This window comes from Mycobacterium sp. E2733 (genome assembly GCF_001667585.1).
Taxonomy (GTDB): domain Bacteria; phylum Actinomycetota; class Actinomycetes; order Mycobacteriales; family Mycobacteriaceae; genus Mycobacterium.
In genome coordinates, this window is sequence record NZ_LZJZ01000100.1 from 22226 (window position 1) to 43673 (window position 21448).

General features: G+C 68.3%; 26 protein-coding genes. 7 read left to right on the top strand and 19 right to left on the bottom strand.

Features of this window, described 5'->3' with window-relative positions:
- Nucleotide 1: 1 nt before the first annotated feature.
- Both A5678_RS18235 and A5678_RS18240 read right to left on the bottom strand, forming a co-directional pair.
- Nucleotides 2-688: a GDSL lipase gene (locus tag A5678_RS18235; RefSeq protein WP_068044915.1), complete on the bottom strand. Its 687-nt coding sequence runs from the start codon at nucleotides 686-688 to the stop codon at nucleotides 2-4.
- Between the two features lie 90 nt (nucleotides 689-778).
- Nucleotides 779-2017, bottom strand: a complete 1239-nt coding sequence (locus A5678_RS18240; RefSeq protein WP_068044836.1) for an acyltransferase — start codon at nucleotides 2015-2017, stop codon at nucleotides 779-781.
- A gap of 316 nt (nucleotides 2018-2333) precedes the next feature.
- Here A5678_RS18240 and A5678_RS18245 point away from each other — a divergent pair, with 316 nt between their 5' ends.
- Nucleotides 2334-2759, top strand: coding sequence for an STAS domain-containing protein (locus tag A5678_RS18245; protein WP_068044917.1), 426 nt, complete (start codon nucleotides 2334-2336; stop codon nucleotides 2757-2759).
- On the opposite strand, the gene A5678_RS18250 is transcribed toward A5678_RS18245, so the two are convergent.
- The 7 genes from A5678_RS18250 to A5678_RS18280 form a co-directional block, all read right to left on the bottom strand.
- A complete protein-coding gene (locus A5678_RS18250; RefSeq protein ID WP_068044838.1) occupies nucleotides 2746-3009 on the bottom strand; it encodes a hypothetical protein in 264 nt (87 codons plus the stop codon). The two genes, A5678_RS18245 and A5678_RS18250, sit on opposite strands and share 14 nt — an antisense overlap.
- On the bottom strand, nucleotides 3006-3569 hold the full coding sequence (locus tag A5678_RS18255; protein ID WP_068044840.1) for a DUF3093 domain-containing protein: 564 nt from the start codon (nucleotides 3567-3569) through the stop codon (nucleotides 3006-3008). The genes A5678_RS18250 and A5678_RS18255 overlap by 4 nt, the downstream gene beginning before the upstream one ends.
- A gap of 1 nt (nucleotide 3570) precedes the next feature.
- On the bottom strand, nucleotides 3571-4551 hold the full coding sequence (gene hemB, locus A5678_RS18260; RefSeq protein ID WP_082945613.1) for a porphobilinogen synthase: 981 nt from the start codon (nucleotides 4549-4551) through the stop codon (nucleotides 3571-3573).
- A 113-nt stretch (nucleotides 4552-4664) separates the two neighbouring features.
- Nucleotides 4665-6317, bottom strand: coding sequence for a uroporphyrinogen-III synthase (locus A5678_RS18265; protein ID WP_068044843.1), 1653 nt, complete (start codon nucleotides 6315-6317; stop codon nucleotides 4665-4667).
- Between the two features lie 23 nt (nucleotides 6318-6340).
- Complete coding sequence (gene hemC / locus A5678_RS18270) at nucleotides 6341-7285, bottom strand: hydroxymethylbilane synthase (RefSeq protein ID WP_068044919.1); 945 nt, start codon at nucleotides 7283-7285, stop codon at nucleotides 6341-6343.
- A gap of 13 nt (nucleotides 7286-7298) precedes the next feature.
- Nucleotides 7299-8669, bottom strand: a complete 1371-nt coding sequence (locus A5678_RS18275; protein ID WP_068044846.1) for a glutamyl-tRNA reductase — start codon at nucleotides 8667-8669, stop codon at nucleotides 7299-7301.
- A gap of 103 nt (nucleotides 8670-8772) precedes the next feature.
- Nucleotides 8773-9033, bottom strand: a complete 261-nt coding sequence (locus A5678_RS18280; protein WP_068044921.1) for a glutaredoxin family protein — start codon at nucleotides 9031-9033, stop codon at nucleotides 8773-8775.
- Between the two features lie 59 nt (nucleotides 9034-9092).
- Here A5678_RS18280 and A5678_RS18285 point away from each other — a divergent pair, with 59 nt between their 5' ends.
- The 5 genes from A5678_RS18285 to A5678_RS18305 all read left to right on the top strand — a co-directional run bounded on the left by A5678_RS18285 (nucleotide 9093) and on the right by A5678_RS18305 (nucleotide 12252).
- Complete coding sequence (locus tag A5678_RS18285; protein ID WP_068044847.1) at nucleotides 9093-9401, top strand: WXG100 family type VII secretion target; 309 nt, start codon at nucleotides 9093-9095, stop codon at nucleotides 9399-9401.
- Nucleotides 9394-9684: a WXG100 family type VII secretion target gene (locus A5678_RS18290; RefSeq protein WP_068044851.1), complete on the top strand. Its 291-nt coding sequence runs from the start codon at nucleotides 9394-9396 to the stop codon at nucleotides 9682-9684. Before A5678_RS18285 ends, A5678_RS18290 begins: the two co-directional genes overlap by 8 nt.
- 167 nt (nucleotides 9685-9851) lie before the next feature.
- Nucleotides 9852-10757, top strand: coding sequence for an HAD family phosphatase (locus tag A5678_RS18295; protein ID WP_068044853.1), 906 nt, complete (start codon nucleotides 9852-9854; stop codon nucleotides 10755-10757).
- A gap of 45 nt (nucleotides 10758-10802) precedes the next feature.
- Nucleotides 10803-11312 (top strand): MaoC family dehydratase N-terminal domain-containing protein, encoded by a 510-nt coding sequence (locus A5678_RS18300; protein ID WP_068044855.1) that lies wholly within the window; start codon nucleotides 10803-10805, stop codon nucleotides 11310-11312.
- 10 nt (nucleotides 11313-11322) lie between these two features.
- Entirely contained in the window at nucleotides 11323-12252 is a 930-nt protein-coding gene (locus A5678_RS18305; protein ID WP_068044857.1) for a cyclopropane mycolic acid synthase family methyltransferase, read from the top strand.
- A 65-nt stretch (nucleotides 12253-12317) separates the two neighbouring features.
- Here the strand turns inward: A5678_RS18305 and A5678_RS18310 are convergent, their stop codons facing one another.
- The 9 genes from A5678_RS18310 to A5678_RS18350 form a co-directional block, all read right to left on the bottom strand.
- On the bottom strand, nucleotides 12318-13406 hold the full coding sequence (locus tag A5678_RS18310; RefSeq protein ID WP_197502187.1) for a lysophospholipid acyltransferase family protein: 1089 nt from the start codon (nucleotides 13404-13406) through the stop codon (nucleotides 12318-12320).
- Nucleotides 13388-14515 (bottom strand): SDR family oxidoreductase, encoded by a 1128-nt coding sequence (locus A5678_RS18315; protein ID WP_068044859.1) that lies wholly within the window; start codon nucleotides 14513-14515, stop codon nucleotides 13388-13390. The genes A5678_RS18310 and A5678_RS18315 overlap by 19 nt, the downstream gene beginning before the upstream one ends.
- Nucleotides 14516-14566: 51 nt before the next feature.
- Nucleotides 14567-14668 carry an AURKAIP1/COX24 domain-containing protein gene (locus A5678_RS26635; protein ID WP_003402602.1) on the bottom strand — a complete coding sequence of 34 codons (102 nt, stop codon included), beginning with the start codon at nucleotides 14666-14668 and terminating at the stop codon, nucleotides 14567-14569.
- 157 nt (nucleotides 14669-14825) lie between these two features.
- Entirely contained in the window at nucleotides 14826-15080 is a 255-nt protein-coding gene (locus A5678_RS18325) for a cell division/environmental response transcriptional regulator (RefSeq protein WP_066956383.1), read from the bottom strand.
- 140 nt (nucleotides 15081-15220) lie between these two features.
- Complete coding sequence (gene proC / locus A5678_RS18330; RefSeq protein WP_197502188.1) at nucleotides 15221-16096, bottom strand: pyrroline-5-carboxylate reductase; 876 nt, start codon at nucleotides 16094-16096, stop codon at nucleotides 15221-15223.
- Between the two features lie 27 nt (nucleotides 16097-16123).
- Complete coding sequence (locus A5678_RS18335) at nucleotides 16124-16966, bottom strand: thioesterase family protein (protein ID WP_068044865.1); 843 nt, start codon at nucleotides 16964-16966, stop codon at nucleotides 16124-16126.
- Nucleotides 16967-16981: 15 nt separating this feature from the next.
- The gene (locus A5678_RS18340) at nucleotides 16982-17824 is read right to left on the bottom strand and encodes a sugar phosphate isomerase/epimerase (protein ID WP_068044867.1); all 843 of its coding nucleotides are present in this window, start codon (nucleotides 17822-17824) and stop codon (nucleotides 16982-16984) included.
- Between the two features lie 24 nt (nucleotides 17825-17848).
- Complete coding sequence (locus A5678_RS18345; RefSeq protein ID WP_068044868.1) at nucleotides 17849-18784, bottom strand: hypothetical protein; 936 nt, start codon at nucleotides 18782-18784, stop codon at nucleotides 17849-17851.
- On the bottom strand, nucleotides 18781-19797 hold the full coding sequence (locus A5678_RS18350; RefSeq protein ID WP_068044870.1) for a Ppx/GppA phosphatase family protein: 1017 nt from the start codon (nucleotides 19795-19797) through the stop codon (nucleotides 18781-18783). Before A5678_RS18350 ends, A5678_RS18345 begins: the two co-directional genes overlap by 4 nt.
- 128 nt (nucleotides 19798-19925) lie before the next feature.
- Here A5678_RS18350 and A5678_RS18355 point away from each other — a divergent pair, with 128 nt between their 5' ends.
- Nucleotides 19926-20711 (top strand): hypothetical protein, encoded by a 786-nt coding sequence (locus A5678_RS18355; protein ID WP_068044877.1) that lies wholly within the window; start codon nucleotides 19926-19928, stop codon nucleotides 20709-20711.
- Here A5678_RS18355 and A5678_RS18360 read toward each other — a convergent pair.
- On the bottom strand, nucleotides 20674-21426 hold the full coding sequence (locus tag A5678_RS18360) for a FadR/GntR family transcriptional regulator (protein ID WP_068044879.1): 753 nt from the start codon (nucleotides 21424-21426) through the stop codon (nucleotides 20674-20676). The genes A5678_RS18355 and A5678_RS18360 overlap by 38 nt on opposite strands.
- Nucleotides 21427-21448 lie beyond the last annotated feature (22 nt).

Consider the following 21448-nt stretch of genomic DNA (forward strand, 5'->3'; position numbering starts at 1 on the left):
GTCAGGTGGACAGCTGCGTGCGGATCAGCGGCGCGATCTTGTCCGCCATGTATTGGTGCCCGGCGTCGTTTGGGTGCACACCGTCCGCCCCGATCAGATCCGGCCTACCGACGAACCAGCTTTCAGCGATCGGGTCGACCCATGTTGCCCCCGCGGCCGCGGCCGCCGCGCCGAGGACGTCGCGAATCTGGAGCATGGGGAAGGGCACATCGGCTGTCGGCCACGGCGGTCCGATCACCAGGAACCGTGCCGACGGCGCCAGCCGGCGGGCCAAATCGAATGTGTTGCGGGCATTTTGAGCAATCAGCCCCGGATCGATGGTCTCGTCGTTGCGGGAGCCGAAGAACACCACCAGCACATCGTCGCGCTGCACGGCCCTGGCGGTCAGGTCCTCGAAGACGCTGCCATGGTCGCCCGGCATGCCGTAGCCGGCCCGGCCCTCGGCCGCGACGTCGGCCGAGATCCGTTCACCGCGCGCAGCGAGCACGTCCCAGGCGCGGGCTGGCCATGACCGCGGGCCCAGTCCACCTTCGCCGGTGCCGGTGGTATAGGAGTCCCCGATGACGGCGAGGTGGTTCAGCCGGAAATCCAGGGTCAACGTGTCGTACGTGCGCACCTGAGCGGGGTATGCGATGCCGACTCCCACCAGAAAAGTCAGGCCGATGACAAAGGTGGCCAGACGACTCACTGCTACCTCCCCGTCCACGGCATCGTCACGTGCCACTGAATCTTCATCGATTGTCCGCCGCCGGCTCGCGGCGGGGCGCCAAGGCGATCGTCACACGGCGCGGACCGAAACCGCTTCCAGTGAGCGGTCTATCGGATGGACCTTCCCGCTCGGCGGTTCGCCGGGTTCGCTGCTCGCGGTGACGGCTTTGACATCCACCATCCTGCGCATCCAGCGGCGGGCGGGCTCTTCGACGAAGTGATACATCACGATCGAGATGACCACGGCGATCGCAAGCAGGCCAATGATGTTCCATTTCCATGGATTGTCCTGCGGCCGCAGCTCGAACTGCTCCACCGACCATCCCCATGCGGTGTGAACCAGCTCGTGAACCATGTACAGGCAGAACGAGATCTGCCCGCCGTAGACCATCAACCGGGTGGAGAGCACCCTCGGCAGGCTGCCGACGCCGATGGCCAGCGTGATCACCAACGGAATGAACAGGATGTCGACCACGCCGCCGCTGTCGTTCTCCACCACCCCGGAGATCGGGTGCGCGTCGAACCAGTAGAGGATGCCGACCATGGCGCCCAGGAGAAGCAGCGACAGGTAGCCGGCCACGCGGCGGCCGCGATCGGTCAGCCGCAGTCTGCGCACCGCGGCGCAGGCAAGCGCGCCGGCGGTGAACTGGGTGACGATCCGCGGCAGCCAGCTCCACGGCGTGTAGAAGTGGCCGCTGGCCAGCAGCATGACCACGGGCGGCAATGCCGCAGCGAACGCGAGCATCATCAGGCTCCGTGCCCGCGTCGCCTGCTTCATCCGCAGGATCACCAGCACCAGCAGGCCGAAGAGGAGATAGGCCAGCCATTCCGCACTGATCGACCAGGCCGGCCCGTCCCAGCTCGAGTCATCGAAGAACGGCACGAACCACAGCTGCACCAGCAGGATTTGGCGCACATAGCTGATCGCGGTGAGCTGCCCGGCGTCGGGCGACGGCACGTGGCCGACGTGCAGGGTGAAAATCACCCACAGGGCGGCGAGGTGCAGGGTGACCAGGTACACCGGCCACACCCTGGCCAGCCGCAGCCACAGGAAGTGCAGGGTCGCGCGCGTCGACCATGTCCGGCCCATGCGGTCCAGGTAGTTCCAGGTCAGGACGAATCCGCTGAGGATGAAGAACAGGTCGACGCCCTGGGCTCCGCAGTTGAGCACCGGCGCGAGGGCGTCGTGGAAATCGGCCCCCACGTCGCCCAGCATCGGCCGGAAATGAAACAGCACGACCCACAGCGCGGCGACGATGCGCAGCCCCGTCAGGGCCTTGATCTCGCCCCTGATCTCTGCGCCGCGCACGATGCTCTTTCCGCCTGGACTCTGCTGTTCCGTTCGTAGGTCGGCTGACCGGGCGACCACGCGATGTCACAAGCCCCCGCATCGCAACCGGTAGCCATGGCAGCCTAGCAGCGCAATGGCCCCGGCGCGCGGACGGTTGTGGTGTGGCATGCGGCCTTTCGCCGGCTACCCGCACCCGCCGGCCTTTGCTCGGAAACGGCGAGAATGGCGGTGAGAGTCGCTTCTTAGCAAAACGTTAGATGCGGCTTTCACCCTCCTTAACCTTGGCGTTTAGCGTCAGAAGCACAGCGAACGCCACGGAGAGCGAGGGGTGTTCATGACGATCGCCGACGTCCTGACGCGGGAGCAAAACGGCATCTTTCAATGCGACGGCGCCTGGATCCGGGCCCACCGTCGCCAGCTTGCGACCGTGGTGACGATCCGAGGTGAAATCGACGCCCTCAATGCCGACCGAGTCGCCGGATACATTCATCGTTTCGTCATCGGGGAAGACCGCGTGGTGCTCGACCTGAGCGGCGTCAGCCAATTTACTGCGGCGGGCATTTCGCTTTTGCAAACCTTCGATGACGACTGCCGTGCCGAAGGGGTGCAATGGACGCTGGTCGCGAGCCCGGCGGTCATCGAATCGTTGGGTGACAGCGGGTTTTCCGACGACCACTCGGTGCCCGAGGCACTGCACGACCTGGCCGACGCCATCGCCAGGCGCCGTCGACTGGCGCTGCCGCTGGTCAGGACGTCTTAGAGCGTCGCTCCCGGAGGTGCCGGGCGGTTCCGACCACCGCAAGCACCCCGGCAGCCGTCAGCAGCAGCAGGGTCAGCAACAGCAGCTGCGGGTCATACACCGTTGACGTGGTGAACGGCTGCCCGTCCGCGACGGGCGCCACCGCCACCTCGTGATGCGAACGCGACCAGCTCACTCCCGCGCCGACGAGCGCCGCGCAGGCCAGGCCCAGTTCGACCAGGGCCCTGGTGCCCCAGCGCGGGGCGCTCACCGCGCGGGTCCGTCGTCGTCGCGATCGGCGTCCATGGCATCCGAGCCGGCGGGTTCGACCCGCTCCTGCACCAGCGGGGTCAGCGCCTCGCGGAGCTGACGATGCCGGCGGGCCCAGGCCTGCACGGTGCGTTTTCCGGTGAGCTGAAGCCCGATGCCGATCCGGCCACGGGGCACCCCGACCAATTCCCCAAGCGCCCGCGCCGACTGCCACCGGGCCAGCTCCTTACCGGACGCTTCGTGGTTTTCGGCATCGGGATACACCTTGAGGATCTCGCGCACCAGGATCGTTTCGGTGCCCTGCCGCAGGGCGTCCTCGGTGAGCTCGACCGAGACGTGGATGCGGGCCGCCTTGACCTGCAGCCCGACGAACCCCGACACCAGGACCAGAAAGATCACCGGGATCAAGAACGACACCGGGGCGCCACTCCAGATCTCGATCAGGATCATCGAGCCCGCGGCCACGGGACCCCATGCCACCCACCACCAGCTGGCACCCGGCTCGTAGAACAACGGCTTCGGCCCGCCCCTCGTCGACTGTGATGTCAAAGGAAGCCCCATCTCACGAAAGCCAACCGGCCGCGTCCACGGCCCAATAGGTCAGCACGATATCGGCTCCGGCACGGCGGATGCTGGTCAACGACTCGAGCGCCGCCATCCGCTCGTCGATCCAGTTATTCGCGGCTGCGGCGCAAACCATGGCGTACTCCCCCGAGACTTGGTAGGCGGCCACCGGCACCGGCGAAACGTCCGCCGCGGCGGCCACCACATCGAGGTAACCCATAGCGGGTTTGACCATGATGATGTCCGCGCCCTCGTCGAGGTCCAGCCGGATCTCGCGCAGCGCCTCACGGAAGTTGCCCGGCTCCTGCTGATAGGTGCGCCGGTCCCCGGACAGGCTGGAACTGACCGCCTCGCGGAAGGGGCCGTAGAACGCCGAGGCGAACTTCGCGGCGTAGGCCAAGACCACCACGTCGGTGTATCCCGCGGCGTCCAGGCCGTCGCGGATCGCGGCCACCTGGCCGTCCATCATCCCGCTCGGCCCGACCACGTGTGCGCCCGACTCCGCCTGTGCCACAGCCAGTTTCACGTATCTGGCCAGGGTGGCATCGTTGTCGACCCGGCCCCTGGCGTCCAGCACGCCGCAATGGCCGTGGTCGGTGAATTCGTCCAGGCAGGTGTCGGCCATCAACACCGTCGCGTGGCCGAGATCCTTGGCCAGGTCCCGCAGGGCCAGATTGAGGATGCCGTCGGGGTCGGTGCCGGCCGATCCCGTTGAGTCCTTGTCCTCGTCGCGGGGCACGCCGAACAGCATCAGCCCACCCACGCCGGCGGTGACGGCATCGGCGGCGGCGCTGCGCAGCGAGTCGCGGGTGTGTTGCACGACGCCGGGCATCGACGCGATCGGCCGCGGCTCGTCGATACCGTCGGCGACGAACATCGGCAGCACCAAATGCCTTGGCTCCAAGGACGTTTGCGCCACCAAACGACGCAGCGCGGGGGTGGAGCGGAGCCGACGCGGGCGCTGCCGCGGGTAGGCCATCACAATCGCCCGTGGCGACCCGCTGCGCCCGGCTCCGCCCTCTTGTGGCGATCCGCTGCGCCCGGCTCCGCCGCGCTTGCGATCGCCACGGCCGCGCTTGTGATCGCCACCGGTTAGCGCCTGCGGCTCTTCTTACGCGGTGGTGGCAGCGCGCCCTCGGCGCGCAACCGCGCGGCGTGCTCGGCCAAAGCGTCGACCAGCGGGCCGACAGCGGCCGTTTCCGGCTGCACGTCCACCCGCAAACCGAACTCGGCGGCGGTCTCGGCCGTCTTGGGACCGATGCAGGCGATGATCGTCCGCGCGTGCGGCTTGCCGGCGATGCCGACCAGGTTGCGCACCGTGGAGCTGGAGGTGAAGCACACGGCGTCGAACCCGCCGGTCTTGATCATCTCCCGCGTCTCCGCCGGCGGCGGGGCGGCCCGCACGGTCCGGTAGGCGGTGACGTCCTCGATCTCCCAGCCGCGTTCGCGCAGCCCCTCGGCCAGCGTCTCGGTGGCGATGTCGGCCCGCGGCAGCAGGACTCGATTCACCGGGTCGAAAATGCTGTCGTAGGGCGGGAAGTCGTCCAGCAGACCCAGCGACGACTGCTCGCCGGCCGGCACCAGCTCGGGGCTGATCCCGAACGCGCGGACCCGGTCGGCCGTCGACTCACCCACACAGGCGATCTTCACGCCCGAGAAGGCGCGGGCGTCCAGACCGAACTCGCCGAACTTCTCCCACACGGCGCGCACCGCGTTGGTGGAGGTGAACACCACCCACTGGAAGCGGCCGTCGACCAAGCCCTTGACGGCTCGCTCCATCTGCGCGGGGCTGCGCGGCGGCTCGACGGCGATGGTCGGCACCTCGATCGGCAGCGCGCCGTAGGACGTCAGCCGCTCGCTCATCTCGCCGGCCTGGTCCTTGGTGCGCGGCACCAACACGGTCCAGCCGTACAGCGCGCGGCTCTCCCACCAGTTCAGCTTCGCCCGGCTGGCCACCGTCTTTCCGATGGTCACCACCAGCGGCCCGGTCAACGGGCCCGCCGGGTCCGTCGCGCCCAGCACGGCCGAGTCGGTCAGTCCGCCCAGCGTGGTCTCGATCGAACGCTGCTGGCAGGTGGTGCCGTGTGCGGTGACCACGCACGGGGTGGTCTCGGCCAGCTCGTGCTCGATCAGCGTGCGTGCCGCGTCGGCCAGATGCGACGTGGTCGCCTGCAGGATCAGCGGGCCGGGCGCCGCGGCCAGCGCATCCCAGTCCACGTCCCCGCGGACGTCGGCAACCGTATGCGACGAGCCCAGCGGCAGCCCCGCGTAGGTGGGCACGGAACCCGTGGGAGCCAGGCCGGGCACGATCTCGATGTGCAGGTGGCTCCGCGCGACGGCGTTCACTTCGGTGATGACAGCGTCGACCGTCAGCGGGTCACCGGCCACCAGCCGCACCACGTCGGCGCCGGTGCGGGCCTCGGCGATCAGCGTCTTGGCCACCTCGGCGGGTTCGCCGAGCGCCGGGCGGACATCGGCGCCGGCCGATATCACCGCGGGTTGCTCCGCGCCGGTGGCGGCGTCGCCGTGCCCGGCGCGGCCGTCGGCGGGCGCCGGGCCGGAAACCGGCGGCAGGTCCTTGCCGATCAGCGCCAGCACCGCCTCCGGTACGTCCGGGTCGGTGAACACCAGGGCGGCGTTCGCCAATACCGTGGCGGCCCGGGTAGTCAAGAGCCCCGGATCGCCGGGACCAGAACCTACGTACGTGATGCGGCCGGGTCTCGGCTTACGCCCTCGCGTCGTCATTGTCGCTCCCACGTCACTCGCAATTAATTTCCTCGTGCCGGGTCCTGCCGCGCTTCCTGCATGAGCTCTCGGGCGCCGAGTTCGAACAACTCTGCGGCGACCGAAATCCCCAGCTCACGCGCCCGATCGGCGGTGCCGATGCCGGACGCGCGGATCACGTCGGATCCGTCCAGTGCCGCCACGCACCCGCGCAGCGACAGCTCTTCGAAGACCCGGCCCTCCTCATCGATGGACTCGACCACCTCGGCGATCGCGCCAACCGGTGCGGAACAACCGGCCTCCAGTTCGGCCAGCAGGGCTCGCTCCGCAGTGACCGACGCGCGCGTGTCGGTGTCGTCCAACTCCGCCAGCACTGCCACCAACTCATCGCCGGCGCGGCATTCGACGGCGAGCGCGCCCTGAGCCGGTGCTGGCAACATCTGCACCGGCTCTAGCGTCTCGGTGACATCGTCGAGGCGACCGAGCCGGGCCAGTCCGGCCCTAGCCACCACGATCGCGTCGAGATCACCACTGCTTACCCTGTTCAACCTGGTATCTAGGTTGCCTCGTAGGGGGCGGATTTCCAAACCGAGACCCAATGCTCTAAGCTGCGCGGCCCGGCGCGGGGACGACGTGCCCACCAGCGAACCGGCCGGCAACTCCCCGAGCACCAGCCCGTCGCGGGCAACCACCACGTCGCGGGGGTCGTTTCGGGGTGGGATGGCCGCGATGGTGAACCGCGGGTCGTCCGCCGTAGGCAAATCCTTGTGGGAGTGCACCGCGGCGTCCACCCGGCCGTCGTGCATGGCCTCGCGCAGGGCGGTGGTGAAGGCGCCGACGCCCAGGGTCTCGATGGGCGCCGACGAGCGGTCGCCGGCGGTGGTGATGATCACCAGCTCCGCGGGATGACCGTTGGCGATCAGCGCGTCCCTGACGACGCCGGCCTGGGTGGTGGCCAAGAGACTGCCCCGGGTACCTATCCGGATCACGTTCGCCAATCGGCTACTCGGCGGACGGTTCTTGCGTTCCGGCGTCGAAACCCGTTGGTATCACGGGCAATTCGCCCGCAGCGACGGCATCGACGGCGGTCTGGTCGAGTTCGAAGAGTTCGCGCAGCGCTTCGGCGTAGCTGTCCCCGCCAGGGGCGCTGGCGAGTTGTTTGATCCGGACGGTGGGCGCATGCAGCAGCTTGTCCACCACCCGCCGCACGGTGCGCGCGACCTCCTCGCGGTGGGCGCTCTCGAGGCCGGGCAGCCGGTTGTCCAAGCGCAGCAGCTCGGCCTCCACCACGTCGGCGGCGCGCTGGCGCAGCGCCGTCACCGTCGGCGTGACCTCGGCCATGCGTTGCCCCGCCAGGTAGGCGGCGACTTCGACCGCCACGATGTGGCGCGCGGCGTGGACATCGGACGCCGCGGCATGCGCGGACGGCTCGTGCTGCACGCGGGCCACGTCGACGACCCAAACACCGGGCAGGCCGGCGACCGCGGGGTCCACATCACGCGGCATGCCCAGGTCGCAGATCACGAGCGGGCGGGTCGACTCGTCGCGGCGGGCGGCCGCCAGCGCGAGGTGCACGTCGGCCAGCGTGACGACCGGGCTCACCGCGCCCGTGCAGCTGACCACGACGTCGGCGTCGGCCACCGCGCCGGCCAAGCGGTCGAGTGACATCGCGTCGGCCTGCACACCTGATTCCCGGAGTTTGCGGGCCAACCGCTGCGCCCGGGACAAGGACCGATTCAGCACGTGCACGTGCTGCACGCCGGCCCGGGTCAGGTGGGCCGCCGCCAGGGCGCCCATCGCGCCGGCGCCGACCAGTGCGGCGGTCTTGCCGCTTAACCCGCCCAGCCGGCGTTCGGCCATGTCCAGGGCGACCGACACCACCGAGGCGCCGGCCGCGTCGATGGCGGTTTCGGAGTGCACCCGCTTCCCCACCGACAGCGCCCGCTGGGCCAGCTCATGCAGCACCCGGCCGACGGTGCGGTTGGTTTCCGCGGTGGCGTACGCGCGGCGCACCTGGCCGAGCACCTGCTGCTCGCCCACGACCGCGGAGTCCAAACCGCTGGCCACCGCGAACAGGTGCTCGACGGCGGCCTCGCTGTAGCGGACGTACGCGTACTTGGTCAGGTCCCCCATCGACATTCCGGAGTGATCCGACAGCACCTGCCCGATCGCCGCCAGCCCGCCGTGGAACGCATCCACCACCGCGTAGACCTCGACCCGGTTGCACGTCGACAGCACCATCGCCTCGGTCACCAGCGGCGACTGCAACACCCGGTCGACGATCTTGCCCTGATCGGATTCGTCGATGGTGAGTTGTTCCAGGACGGAGACCGGCGCACTGCGGTGCGAAACCCCGAAAAGCAAGACGCTCACGGCAGCATCACCTGGCCAGCTCCCTTGCTTCCTCCAGTAAATGAACTGGTTTCCAAGGTAATCGTTTAACAGGTGGGCTACCAAATAATCGCCCGGCGGCTCCTCATCGAGCGAGATCCGCGCGCAGCCGGGCCTCGTCGATGTCCCAGTAACTGTGCTCGCGGCCGTCGAGCAAAACCACGGGCAGCCGGTCGCCGAACTCGGCCCGCAGCGCCGGGTTGCCGGCAGCGTCGACGTCGATCGTCGACAGGTCGAAGCCGAGCTCGGCCGCGAGTTCGCCGAGCCGGGCGTGTACCCGCTCGCAGATGGTGCAGCCCTCGCGGGTCAACAGTTCCACGCGGGGCCGCCGGGGGGCGTCGGTCATGGCCACCAGTGTCGCATCGGTGACTTGTGAGGCCACCTACCAGCCGTTATGTTCCGGATATGGCTGACGAGACCCTGCGGGTGGATCCGGTGGCGATGCAAAGCCATGCCGTTTCCGTCGGTGGCGCCGCCGAGCGGCTTTCGGCTGAGCTGACCCAGATCGGCAATCAAGTGGGTCAGATGCTAGGCGGCTGGCGAGGAGCGTCGGGGACGGCGTACGCCTCGGCGTGGGAGCTGTGGCATCGCGGCGCCCGTGAGGTACAGCTGGGACTGTCGATGTTGGCGCACCTGGTGGGTGAGGCCGGCGAGGGCTACGAGGCCAACGAGGCCGGGTCCGCCCAAGCGGAGCGGGCGGTGTGCGGTGGCTGAGGCATTCCGGGTGGATCCCCAGGCGCTGGCGGGTGCGGTGCGGCGGATGGCGGTTTTCGAACGCTATGCCGAAGACATGATCACCGAAATCGATTCTCGCGTAGCGCGTTTGCACACCGCGTGGACGGGCAGGGCCGCGGCCGCGCACGCCGAGGCGCATCAGCACTGGGTGCGCGGCCAGGCGATGATGCGCGAGGCGCTGGCGCAACTCGGGAAGGCAGCCGCGACCGCGCACGGCAACTACCGCGGCGCCATGTCGACGAATCTCGGTATGTGGTCCTGAGCTAGTCAGGCCGTCGATCGACGAGTGTGACGCTGGCTTCACCGTCGGCGTCGAGTGTCGGCCAGCTTCACGCTCGGCATACACCCCTCCCCGACGCCGCCCGGATAGGGTTGAACACCGGGACCCACTGGGTCGCCGGGCAACACAGCGATCTAGGAGGTTTGGCGATGACTTCCTCTGACCCGGTCAACGGAGACCTCAGTCGCGTTGACTTGGAGTCGCTGGCCGCCGACGCCAGCGCCGCCCGCGCGCTGGAAGGCCTGCGGGCCGAGACCGTCGCCGAGGATCGCCCGCAGCCGCCGATCGACCTGACGGCCGCGGCATTCTTCGACGTGGACAACACGTTGGTGCAGGGGTCGTCGGCGGTGCACTTCGGCCGCGGGCTGGCGGCGCGCAACTACTTCACGTACCGCGATGTGCTCGGTTTCATCTATGCCCAGGCCAAATTCCAGATCCTCGGCAAGGAGAACAGCGACGACGTCGCCGCCGGCCGGCGCAAGGCGCTCGCCTTCATCGAGGGCCGATCGGTCGAACAACTGGTGGCTTTGGGCGAGGAGATTTACGACGAGATCATCGCCGACAAGATCTGGCCGGGCACCCGCGAGCTCACGCAGATGCACCTCGACGCGGGCCAGCAGGTCTGGCTGATCACCGCCACGCCTTACGAACTGGCGGCGACCATCGCGCGGCGGCTCGGCCTGACCGGCGCCCTGGGCACCGTCGCCGAGTCCGTCGACGGCGTATTCACCGGCCGGCTGGTCGGCGACATTCTGCACGGCACCGGAAAGGCACACGCCGTGCGGTCGCTGGCGATCCGGGAGGGGCTCAACCTCAAACGCTGCACGGCGTACTCCGACAGCTTCAACGACGTGCCCATGCTGTCGCTGGTGGGCACCGCGGTCGCCATCAATCCCGACGCCCGCCTGCGCACCCTGGCCCGTGAACGCGGCTGGGAGATCCGTGACTTTCGCACCGCCCGCAAGGCCGCCCGGATCGGGGTGCCCTCGGCTTTGGCGCTGGGCGCCGCCGGCGGCGCACTGGCCGCGGTGGCGTCCCGACGACAATCGCGCTGATAGGCTGCGCCGCTGAGACCCATTCGAGCGGAGAGCGACAGCGGCATGACGACCCCCAAAGAAGCCGAAGGACTCATCGGCAGCCACTACCGGGCACCGGACTACTTCCTGGTCGGCCGCGAGAAGATTCGGGAGTTCGCGGTCGCCGTCAAGGATGAGCATCCGACGCACTTCAGCGAGGCCGACGCGGCCGCCGCCGGGTACGACTCGCTGGTGGCTCCGCTGACGTTCCTCGCTATCGCCGGACGGCGCGTGCAGCTGGAGATCTTCACCAAGTTCAGCATTCCGATCAACATCGCCCGGGTGATCCACCGCGATCAGAAGTTCAAATTCCACCGACCGATCGTGGCCGGCGATATGCTTTTCTTCGACACCTATCTAGACTCGGTGATCGAATCCCATGGCACCGTGCTCGCTGAGATCCGCAGCGAAGTCACCGACGCCGACGGGAAACCGCTTATCACCAGCGTCGTTACGATGCTGGGGGAAGCCACAACCCAAGCCGACACTGATGCAACAGTGGCCGCAATTGCATCCATATCAGCCGGAAAGTAGGGTCAAATCGATGACGTCACAGGGGGAAATGGGTAGCACCCAGCTCAAGCCGCCGGTCGAGAAGGTCCGGTCTCATTACGACAAGTCGAACGAATTTTTTAAGCTGTGGCTGGACCCGTCAATGACGTACAGCTGCGGCTACTTTGACGAGAATCCGGACCCGCAGAACCTGACCAAGACGCTGGAAGAGGCGCAGTACGCCAAGCGCAAGCTGGCCCTGGACAAGCTCAACCTCGAGCCCGGCATGACGCTCCTCGATATCGGCAGCGGCTGGGGCTCGACCATGCGGCACGCGGTGGCCGAGTACGACGTCAACGTCATCGGCCTGACGCTCAGCGAGAACCAGTACGCCCACTGCGTTGCGGAGTTCGACAAAATGGACAGCCCGCGCCGCAAGGAGGTGCGGATCCAGGGTTGGGAAGAATTCCCCGGCGACGTACCGATCGACCGCATCGTGTCGCTGGGCGCGTTCGAGCACTTCGCCGACGGCGCAGGCGACGCCGGGTACGAGCGTTACGCCACCTTCTTCAAGAAGTACTACGACCTGCTGCCCGACGACGGCCGGATGCTGCTGCACAGCATCGTGGTGCCCACCGCCGAAGAGGGCAAAGCCATGGGTTTGCAGGTGAACATGACCCTGCTGCGGTTCATCAGCTTCATCCTCAAGGAGATCTACCCGGGCGGGAAGTTGCCCCAGGTCAACCTCGTCGACAAATACGCGACGGATGCGGGTTTCAAGATCGAGCGCCACCACTTCATCGGGAAGAACTACGTGCCGACGCTGACCGCCTGGGGCGATGCCCTCGAGGCGCACAAGGAGGAGGCGATCGCCCTGAAGGGGCAGGAGACCTACGACATCTACCTGAAGTACTTGCGGGGCTGCTCGGACTTGTTCCGCGACGGGTACACCAACGTCTGCCAGTTCACGATGGTCAAGTAATCCAAGCGCAAGACGCCCCGAAGCCGTTGGCTCCGGGGCGTTTTCGCGTCAGGAAACGAACAGGCTCAGCCGAAGAAGATGTTGCGCCGGCCGGCGAGCAATCGGTAGAGGGTCTGCTGGATCGTCTCGCGCACCTGATCGGTCAGCTCGAAGGTGACCATCGGGTCCTCGGCGTCGTGAGCGGCGTAGTCATTGGTGTAGATCGGCTCACCGAACGCGATGCGCCACTTCGATGGCAGCGGCACCAGGCCCGCCGGCCCGGCCAGCGGGAATAGCGGCGTGATTGGGAAGTAGGGCAGGCCGAACAGCCGGGCCAGCAACTTCACATCGGTCACCATCGGATAGATCTCTTCCGAACCGATGATCGAGCACGGGATGATGGGCGCCTTGGTGCGCAGCGCCGCCGTCACGAAGCCCCCGCGGCCGAACCGCTGTAGCCGGTAACGGTCCTCGAAGCGCTTCCCCAACCCCTTGTAGCCCTCCGGGAACACGGCGGTCAGTTCGCCGGCGGCGAGCAGCCGGTGCGCGTCCGTCGTGCAGGCCATGGTGTGGCCCGCCTTGCGGGCGGCCTCGCCCACCACGGGTAGGTCGAACACCATGTCGGCGGCGAGCAACCGCAGGTCCCGATGCGCGGGATGCTCGTCGTGCACGGCCACCGAAAGCATCAGCCCGTCGAACGGCAACACCCCGGCGTGGTTGGCCACCACCAACGCGGCCCCGTCGCTGGGCAGGTTTTCGACTCCGCTGACCTCCACCCGGAACCACGACCGGAAGAAGAACCTCAGCAACGGCCGCACGATCGCGCTGTTGAAATGCGGGTCGAAGCCGAACTCGTCGACGGTATACTCACCCGTGATCCGCTGGCGCAGGAAGCCGGCGACCGCCGCGACGCGCTGAGCGAGTTCGTTGAGCGGGGCATCCGCCAGCCCAGCACCCGTGGCGCGCCGGTGTTCGTCTATCTCGCGGACGACGGCGGCGATCTGTTCGGCCGACGCCCGACCGTGCGGGTCCGAAAGCAAGGAAGGATGCTGGCGTGCTGAATCCGCGCGCTGATCGGCTCTCCGACGCGCCGCTACCCGACCCCGATTTGTATGCAGTGGAATGACATTGGCTCTGGTTTCACCCGCCACGATACCTACCTGACCCCGCCCCACGGAATTGGATTTCGGCTACCCCAGCGCTGAGCTAAAGATATGGCGCGACCCTCCAGGGAGCGTACCCGATCAGGGTCGATAATGGGAGTCATGCCGCGGCCGCGGACGTAGTCGTCGAAAGCCTCGGCCGTCGTCCATTTCGGCTGGTAACCGAGTTCCGAGCGCATGCGGGTGGTGTCCATGACCCGGCCGTAACTCAGGTAGGCGAACTGATCGCGGCTGATCTCGTTGTAGCGGTTGGCCCGCCTCAGTGAATCGAGCGCCCAGACGCCAAAGCCTGGCACCGGGAAAGGAATCCGGCCGGCGCGGCGGATCGCCTGCGACAACATGATGATCCCGTCGGCGCCGATGTTGAAGGTGCCGGCCTTGCCGGCCATCGCCGCGCGCTCCAGCGCGCCCAGCGCATCCTGCTCGTGCAGCAACTGCAGGCGCGCGTCGCGGCCGAACATCGTGGGCACCAACGGGCCGGCCAGGTAGCGCGACAGCGTGGTGTCCATGGCCGGCCCGATCATGTTGGCCAGCCGCAGGATCGTCACGGCGATATCGGGCCGGCGCCGTCCCAGCCCGCGCGCGTAGGCCTCGATGTCGAGACTGTCCTTGGCGAAACCACCGCGCAGCGGTCGACGGCTGGTGCTGTCCTCGGTGAACATCACCGGATCGTGGGCGCTCGACCCGTACACCTCGGACGTCGACTTGAGCACGACACGCCGCACCGAGGGCGCCTTCTGACAGGCCGCGAACAGCTGCATCGCGCCCATCACGTTGATTTCCTTCAGCGCCGCGGTGCCCCCGGACCGCGGTGCGTACGACGCCGCCGCCGCGTGCACCACCGTGTCGACGTCGCCGTTGCGAATCACCTTGGCGATGAAGGGATTACGGATGTCGGCACGCACGAACTCCGCGCGACCCATGCGGCGCAGCATGTCCTTGCTGGGCGCGATCGCGTCCACCGCGATGACCCCGTTGATCATCGGGTTCTGCGCCAGCCGGGCGGTCAGGTAGCCACCCAGGAACCGGCACGCACCGGTAACCAGCACAACCTTGGGGTAATGCACCGTGTTGTTCGCGGTGTCGCCGATTCCGGCGTTATCCCCACTCGATTGATCCACCCAAACAGCCTATCCACCGGGAGGGATCGCAGCACTACGCCGCGAGCGGGCCTACTTGCCGAGTTTTCTGCGTTGCACCCGCGTGCGGCGCAACAACTTGCGGTGCTTCTTCTTGGACATGCGCTTGCGCCGCTTCTTGATTACTGAACCCATGAACTCCGCTATCTGACCCGTGACCTGCTTGCAGGATTGACCCGGACACTTTACCCGGCGGGACGCATCGAACACCAAACCGGCGCCGACCACCGCCGCGTAACCGCGAAGCGCACCACTGGCTGCCGCAGACTCGGCGCATGCAGCCAGTTTCAGGTCAACCCGCGTCGAAGTAAGACGTCTCCAGCATGTCGTGCACCGCCTTGGCGTGCACCCGGAAAGACCGCCCGACCCGGACCGCGGGCAGCTCGCCGTTGTGCACCAGTCGGTACACCGTCATCTTGGAGACCCGCATCAACGCCGCCACCTCAGCGACCGTCAAGAATTGTGTCCTGCCCTGCTGGCCCTCGCCGGAACCGGCATCCCGCTTACCAGCAGAATCTCGTGCCGATGGCCCGTTCGTAGACGTCATCGCAACCCAATCGTGTCAGGCCCGCGCAATGCCAGCGGCTTCCCCTCCGCTGGCACCCACACGTGCATACAAAGAGGAGAATAGCGGGACTGATGGGGTTACTGGTACTGGTGGGGGACAATCAGTTCAAAATTCTTGGATTACTCCGATGTAATTCTTAGCTGCTCAGAGCGCATTTTGGCGGCCTGAACCGCCGCATCGACGGCCGCCCGCAGGCCGCCCTTTTCCAGTTCGCGGAGCCCCGCGGCGGTGGTGCCACCGGGTGACGTGATGGTCGCCCGCAGCTGCGTCGCCGTGGCGTCCACCCGCAACGTCGGCGCCTCCCCCTCGCCCGGCCGCCGCTCGGCGTCCATCCGTTCCAGCAGCATGGCCGCGGACCCGGCCATCGTCTGCGCCGTCAGGTCGGCGGCCACGTCCCTGCTCAGGCCCGCGGCGACGCCGGCGTCGACCAGGGCCTCGACCATCAAGAAGAAGTACGCCGGGCCGGACCCCGACAGCGCCGTCACCGCGTCCATTTGGGCTTCCGGCACGGTCAGCACGCCGCCGACCGAGTCGAACAGGGCCGATACCCCCTCGAGCTGCGGGGCGGTGACGAACCGGCCCTTGGCCAGCGCGGTCACCCCCGCGCCGACCAGTGCCGCCGCGTTCGGCATCGCCCGGACCACCGGCGTTCCGGCCGGGAGCTTGGACTCGAAATACGAGATGCCGATCCCCGCCGCGACGGTGACGAATACCTGCTCGGCGCTGTCGCTTTCGGACGCGGTGGCGGCCCGGGCCAACTCCACCATCACCGGCTCGACATCGCCGGGCTTCACCGCGACCACGACGAAAGACGCGTTCTCCACCGCATCGGCCACCGACGTGATCAACACCGAATAGGTGTCGGCCAGGTATTGGGCGCGCTCCGGAACCCGTTCGGCGACCACCAGGTCTTTCACCTGCCGGCCCGCGCGAAGCAGACCCGACAGCAGTGCCTCCCCGATGCTGCCGCCACCGATGATCGCGATTCTTGCCATGCCCGACAGCATCGCAGACAGCGGGGGCTACCCGGCGGCAGGGACCAACGCCAGTTGGCGGGCTTGCACCACCAGGCGACCCAGGCTGTCGACGACGGTGTGGTCCTCGTCGAACCAGTCATGCCCGATCTCGGTGCAGGTCGCGACGATTCGCAGCCACCCGTGGGCGGGCAGTCCGCGCAGGAAGGCGGTCAGCTGGACCGTGGGAGCCCAGCCGGTGCGCTCCACGGCGAAGGTGACCGGTGCCGACAGATCCCCGCACATCAGCGCGAACAGCGCGTCCGGAGCCACCCCGCGCGGGCGTGCCCACATCTGGATCACCGGCGGGCCCCCGTCGGCGGAGGCCCCCAGAGTCGACAGCACCGGTCGCACGTCGCAGCCCTCGCCGAGGTGCACCAGGCCGGCCAAGGGATGCCCGGGCCCGATCGGCTCGATGTCGTCGGGTGGCTCGGGCGCCATCAGGCCCACCACCGGGTTGGCCGACAGCAGCGGCTTCGCATCCCCGTCGGGCGGAAAGTGTTCCGGCTCGCCGAGGTTGACCACGGCGTGCACCGCGGTGCGGTCGCCCTGCGTGAGCTCGACATCGACGACGCTGATCCGGCGGCCGCGCTTGCGGATCGAGGTCACCAGCCGCATCGGGCCCGGATCGGGGGCCCACAGGAAGTTCGCCGACACCGCGACGGGCTGCTGGACCGGTTCGAAGCCGGCCGACTGTCCGCCGCAGGCGGTGCGGGCGGCGTTGGCGCAGAGCGCCAGCATCGCGCCGCCGTGCACCTTGGGACCGATGGTCCAGTGCTTGTCGAGCTCGCCCGCGAAGACGCCGGGGTCAACCTCCCGCAACGTCATCGCGGTGGTGAATAACGCGTTCATGGTCTCCTGGAATTGTCAGCGCAGCAGGTGCGTGCGGGCGAACTGCAACGATTCGGCGAGCATGCTTTCGCGCTCATTGGCGCTGCGCGCGCTGGAGGTGGACACCTCCAGAATGACGTGGCCGGCGAAGTTGCTGCCGGCCAGCATCTGGCACACCTCGGCGGTGGGCTGCGTGCCGCGCCCGGGCACCAGGTGCTCGTCGGCGGGCAGGCCGCTGCCGTCGCACAGGTGCAGGTGGACCAACCCGCCTCCCATCCGCTGCGCCATGTCCAGCGAGTCGCTGCCGGCGGTGGCGGTGTGGGACAGGTCCAGGGTGTAGTGCTTGTGATTCCCGTCCAGCGGGTCGTACGAGGGCGCGAACGCCGATATCGCCGGCCCCGGGCCGCCGCCGCGCCGGCGCATCCGCTCCAGTGATTGGCCGGATCCGAAGAACCGGTCCGTCCGGAACGGGAACATGTTCTCCACCGCGACCATCACGTCGCTCGACGCTTCCAGCTCGGCGACCTGGTCGCTGAATCCCTCGGCGTAGCGGCGCTGCCAGCGAAACGGCGGATGCACGACGACGGTCTGCGCGCCGAGCTGCTCGGCCGCCCGCACGCTGCGGTCCAGCTTGGGGATCGGGTTGGCGCCCCACACCCGCTGCGAGATGAGCAGGCAGGGCGCGTGCACGGACAACACCGGTACCCGGTAGCGCCGGGACAGCTTCTGGACGGCGTCGATGTCCTGGCTGACCGACTCGGCCCAGACCATCAGCTCGACGCCGTCGTAGCCGAGCCGGGCCGCGTACTCGAACGCGGCCTCGGCCCGCAGTGGGTACACCGAAGCCGTCGAAAGTCCGACTTTGATAGCTGGGCGCAACGGTCTGTGTGGTTCCGGGTCCGCCTAGCCCGACTGCAACGACAGCGCCAAGGGGCCCAGGGTGATCAGCGACCCCACCGCGACCGCGATCAACGTGCTGGCGATGTCCTCCGTCTTGCGCACCACCCGAACGCCGGCCACCAGGCCGAGGATCACCAGCACCGAGAGCACCAAGGCCACGATGCTGTTCCAGCGCCACAACTCGTCGAAGGCGACGAACAACCCCGCGCCGAAAGCGACGGCCAGAATCGACTGGAATACGACCAGGCTGCCGCGCCACAGCGACTCGAGCCTGCCCTGCGCCGGGTGTACGTCGGTGGCCGCGCCATCGCGCTCGGTCTCGGCACCGAGGTGATCCGCCTCGCGCTCCTCGCCCGACACGAACCCGGCGGCCAGGGTGTCTGCGTCCTCTTCAGCCTCGTCGGTGTCGGTTTGCAGGAAGGAGCGCACGTACGCGGAGTCCTCCAGCGCGGGTTCGGCGTCGCGCACCTCCGAATCCATCACGTCCACCGGGAGGTCGCTGTAGTGGTCCAGCGGGTCGGGATTCATCCCCTCGGCGCCGGATTGCCCGGTGCCGTTGGTCTTCCCCGCCTCGCCGTGGCTCAGGGGGCGCGGGTACTCGCTGCGTTCCGGCCCTGCCGCCTTCTTGGGTTGCGGCGGCGACTTGGGCCACCGCGGCTCGGGCTGCGACCAGTAGGCCGTGGCGGGCTTGTCTTCGGTTTGCTGCTCGGAGACGGATTCGGCGGACCGTTCGGCCGTGCGGGGGTCCTCGTGGTCGTCACGGATGGCCGGAATCTCGCCGGTCAGCTCGGCGACGGTCACCGCGTCGCTGTCGCCGCGCCGCCGGCGGCGCCGCCGCGTGACCGCCGGGGCGCCGATGGTTCCGTTCTTGGCCAGAAGTTCGGCCACCGAGATCGGCCGAGTGCCGGGGCTCTCGGTCTCGGAATGTGGTCCGGTCATGCTTTGTCGCCTCTCGATCGGTTCGCGTCCCGATCAACCGCCTGACCTCCAGCATCGCGCACGGATCGCTTCATGAGGGGCGTTCCGTCGGCTTCGCTGTCGAGTTTGCGCAAGATGAGACCTTCCCGTAATGCCCACGGGCAGATATCCACCGATTCGATCGACAGCGCTCGCATGCTCGCCTCCGCCACCAGCGCACCCGCCACGATCTGTGGCGCCCGCTCGGCGCTCACCCCTTCCAGTTCTGCCCGGTCAGCGGTCGTCATCCTAGAGATGAAAGATATGAGTTGCCTGAGGCCGTTTGCTGTGAGCGTCCTCTTCGCCCGCGGTCCGGCCGCCGACGGCGCCGCACCGGTGAGCCGCGCCAGGGAACGGAACGTCTTGGACGTCGCCACCGCCAGGTCGGGTGCGCCGGCGTCGAGCATGGTCACGGCCGAATCGGCGAGCTCGGCGTCCAGCCAGTCCCGCAGCATGCCGACCCGGCGCCGGCCGGGCGGATCGTCGGGCAGCCACTCGCGGGTCAAGCGGCCGGCGCCCAGCGGGAGGGACAGGGCAACCTCGGGCTCCTCGTCGACGCCGCTGGACATTTCGAGCGAGCCGCCGCCGATGTCGAGGTTGATGATCCGCCCCGCGCTCCACCCGTACCACCGGCGTACGGCCAGGAACGTCAGCCGCGACTCGTCGACCCCGCTCAAAGCCTCCAGCTCGACGCCGGTTTCCTTGCGGACGCGGGTGAGCACGTCGTCGGAGTTCACCGCGTCACGTAGCGCGGACGTGGCGAAGGCCATCAGCTCGGCGCAGCCCGAGCTGTCCGCGATCTTGGAGAACTCGTCGATCGTGGAGATCAGTTTCTCGGCGCCGCGCTTGGTGATCTTGCCCGAGCTGTCGATCGACTCCGCGAGACGCAGCGTGGCCTTGGTCGAACTCATGGGCGTGGGATGCCCACCACGGTGCGCATCAACCACCAGGAGATGCACCGTGTTGCTGCCCACATCGAGGACGCCCAATCGCACGGAAAACAACCTAGTCGGATATGGGTGGGTCTCGCGTTGCGGCCCGCTGTGGAGGTTGCCGAGCTGGCGCGGCCGGGCCCCGAGTGTCAGCGGGCCGAAGAGCCGGAATCGTCGTCTAACGTGGACGCGTGGCGAATTCCTATCCGGAGCCCGGGCACGAGGTCGAACTGGATTTCGCCCGTGAGTGGGTCGAGTTCTACGACCCCGACAATCCCGAGCACCTGATCGCGGCCGACCTCACCTGGCTGCTGTCGCGCTGGACATGTGTGTTCGGCACGCCCGCATGCCACGGCACGGTGGCCGGCCGCCCGGACGACGGATGCTGTTCGCACGGCGCGTTCCTATCCGACGACGACGACCGCGCCCGGCTCGACGACGCCGTGCAGCACCTGACCGACGAAGACTGGCAGTTCCGCGAAAAGGGCTTGGGCCGCAAGGGGTATCTGGAGCTCGACGAGCACGACGGGCAACCCCAGTACCGCACCCGCAAACACAAGGACGCCTGCATCTTCTTGAACCGGCCCGGCTTTCCCGGCGGCGTCGGCTGCGCGCTGCACAGCAAGGCCCTCAAGCTGGGGGTCGCGCCACTGACCATGAAGCCCGACGTCTGCTGGCAGTTGCCCATCCGGCGCAGCCAGGAGTGGGTGACGCGGCCCGACGGCACCGAAATCCTCAAAACCACTGTCACCGAATACGATCGGCGCGGGTGGGGCTCCGGGGGCGCCGACCTGCACTGGTATTGCACCGGCGACCCGGGCGCCCATGTCGGGGCCAAGGCGGTGTGGGAGAGCATGGCCGACGAGCTGACCGAGCTGCTCGGCGCCAAGGCCTACGCGGAACTGGCGGCGACGTGCAAGCGCCGCGGCAAGCTGGGACTCATCGCGGTGCACCCGGCGACTCGCCTCGCCGAGTAGCTTCAGTCCGGTTGTAGGACAAGACCATTCGCTGTGCGCTGGCGCGCAGGTACTCCTCGACCGCGGCGGCGGCCGCGGCCTCGTCGCCGGCCAGCACGGCGTCGGTGACGGCACCGAGGCCGGCCACCACGGGCGCGGCGTCGTCATACGCGGCGGTGAGGTCGTGCTCGCGGCCGCCGAAGGCGCGCTCGACCCACCGGTACAGCAACGCCAGCGCGCGGTTGCGGCTGTGATGGATGAGCACCCGGAAGTAGGCCAGGTCGGCGGCCTGGCGCGCCGCCGCGCTGTCGGCCTCGCGGACCGCGACCAACGCGGCGCGTAGGGCCTCGGCATCCTCGGGGCCGGCGCGCCGCGCGGCCGACCGCCCGATCAACGGGCCCAGGGCGGCCCGGATCTCGAAGAGCTCCACCAGAAACTCGGGCCCCAGCCTGCGAACCAGCGCCTCGACCACCGCGGGGTGGGTGAGCGCCTGCGGGTCGGCCACCACGTTGCCGCTGCCGTGCCGGGCCTCGATCAGCCCCATCTGCTGCAGCCGGGCCAGGCCCTGTCGCAGCGACGTGCGGTTGACACCGAGCTGTTCGGCCAGTTCGCGCTCGGGCGGTAAGGCCGAGCCCGGCGGAAAGGCACCGTCGAGGATGGCGTCGCTGATCGACGCGGCGATCTGTTCATCGACGCGTTGGCGGTCGGGCGGACGCAGCGGACTTGACTGGTTCATTGGCTCAACCAATATAGTGGAC

Excerpts from the sequence above, each read along its gene's own strand:
- A5678_RS18245 (WP_068044917.1), top strand. The coding sequence starts at position 2,334 with ATGACGATCGCCGACGTCCTGACGCGGGAGCAAAACGGCATCTTTCAA.
- A5678_RS18255 (WP_068044840.1), bottom strand. The coding sequence starts at position 3,569 with ATGGGGCTTCCTTTGACATCACAGTCGACGAGGGGCGGGCCGAAGCCG.
- hemB (WP_082945613.1), bottom strand. The coding sequence starts at position 4,551 with ATGGCCTACCCGCGGCAGCGCCCGCGTCGGCTCCGCTCCACCCCCGCG.
- A5678_RS18265 (WP_068044843.1), bottom strand. The coding sequence starts at position 6,317 with ATGACGACGCGAGGGCGTAAGCCGAGACCCGGCCGCATCACGTACGTA.
- A5678_RS18280 (WP_068044921.1), bottom strand. The coding sequence starts at position 9,033 with ATGACCGACGCCCCCCGGCGGCCCCGCGTGGAACTGTTGACCCGCGAG.
- A5678_RS18285 (WP_068044847.1), top strand. The coding sequence starts at position 9,093 with ATGGCTGACGAGACCCTGCGGGTGGATCCGGTGGCGATGCAAAGCCAT.
- A5678_RS18295 (WP_068044853.1), top strand. The coding sequence starts at position 9,852 with ATGACTTCCTCTGACCCGGTCAACGGAGACCTCAGTCGCGTTGACTTG.
- A5678_RS18300 (WP_068044855.1), top strand. The coding sequence starts at position 10,803 with ATGACGACCCCCAAAGAAGCCGAAGGACTCATCGGCAGCCACTACCGG.
- A5678_RS18305 (WP_068044857.1), top strand. The coding sequence starts at position 11,323 with ATGACGTCACAGGGGGAAATGGGTAGCACCCAGCTCAAGCCGCCGGTC.
- A5678_RS26635 (WP_003402602.1), bottom strand. The coding sequence starts at position 14,668 with ATGGGTTCAGTAATCAAGAAGCGGCGCAAGCGCATGTCCAAGAAGAAG.
- A5678_RS18325 (WP_066956383.1), bottom strand. The coding sequence starts at position 15,080 with ATGACGTCTACGAACGGGCCATCGGCACGAGATTCTGCTGGTAAGCGG.
- proC (WP_197502188.1), bottom strand. The coding sequence starts at position 16,096 with ATGGCAAGAATCGCGATCATCGGTGGCGGCAGCATCGGGGAGGCACTG.
- A5678_RS18335 (WP_068044865.1), bottom strand. The coding sequence starts at position 16,966 with ATGAACGCGTTATTCACCACCGCGATGACGTTGCGGGAGGTTGACCCC.
- A5678_RS18345 (WP_068044868.1), bottom strand. The coding sequence starts at position 18,784 with ATGACCGGACCACATTCCGAGACCGAGAGCCCCGGCACTCGGCCGATC.
- A5678_RS18360 (WP_068044879.1), bottom strand. The coding sequence starts at position 21,426 with ATGAACCAGTCAAGTCCGCTGCGTCCGCCCGACCGCCAACGCGTCGAT.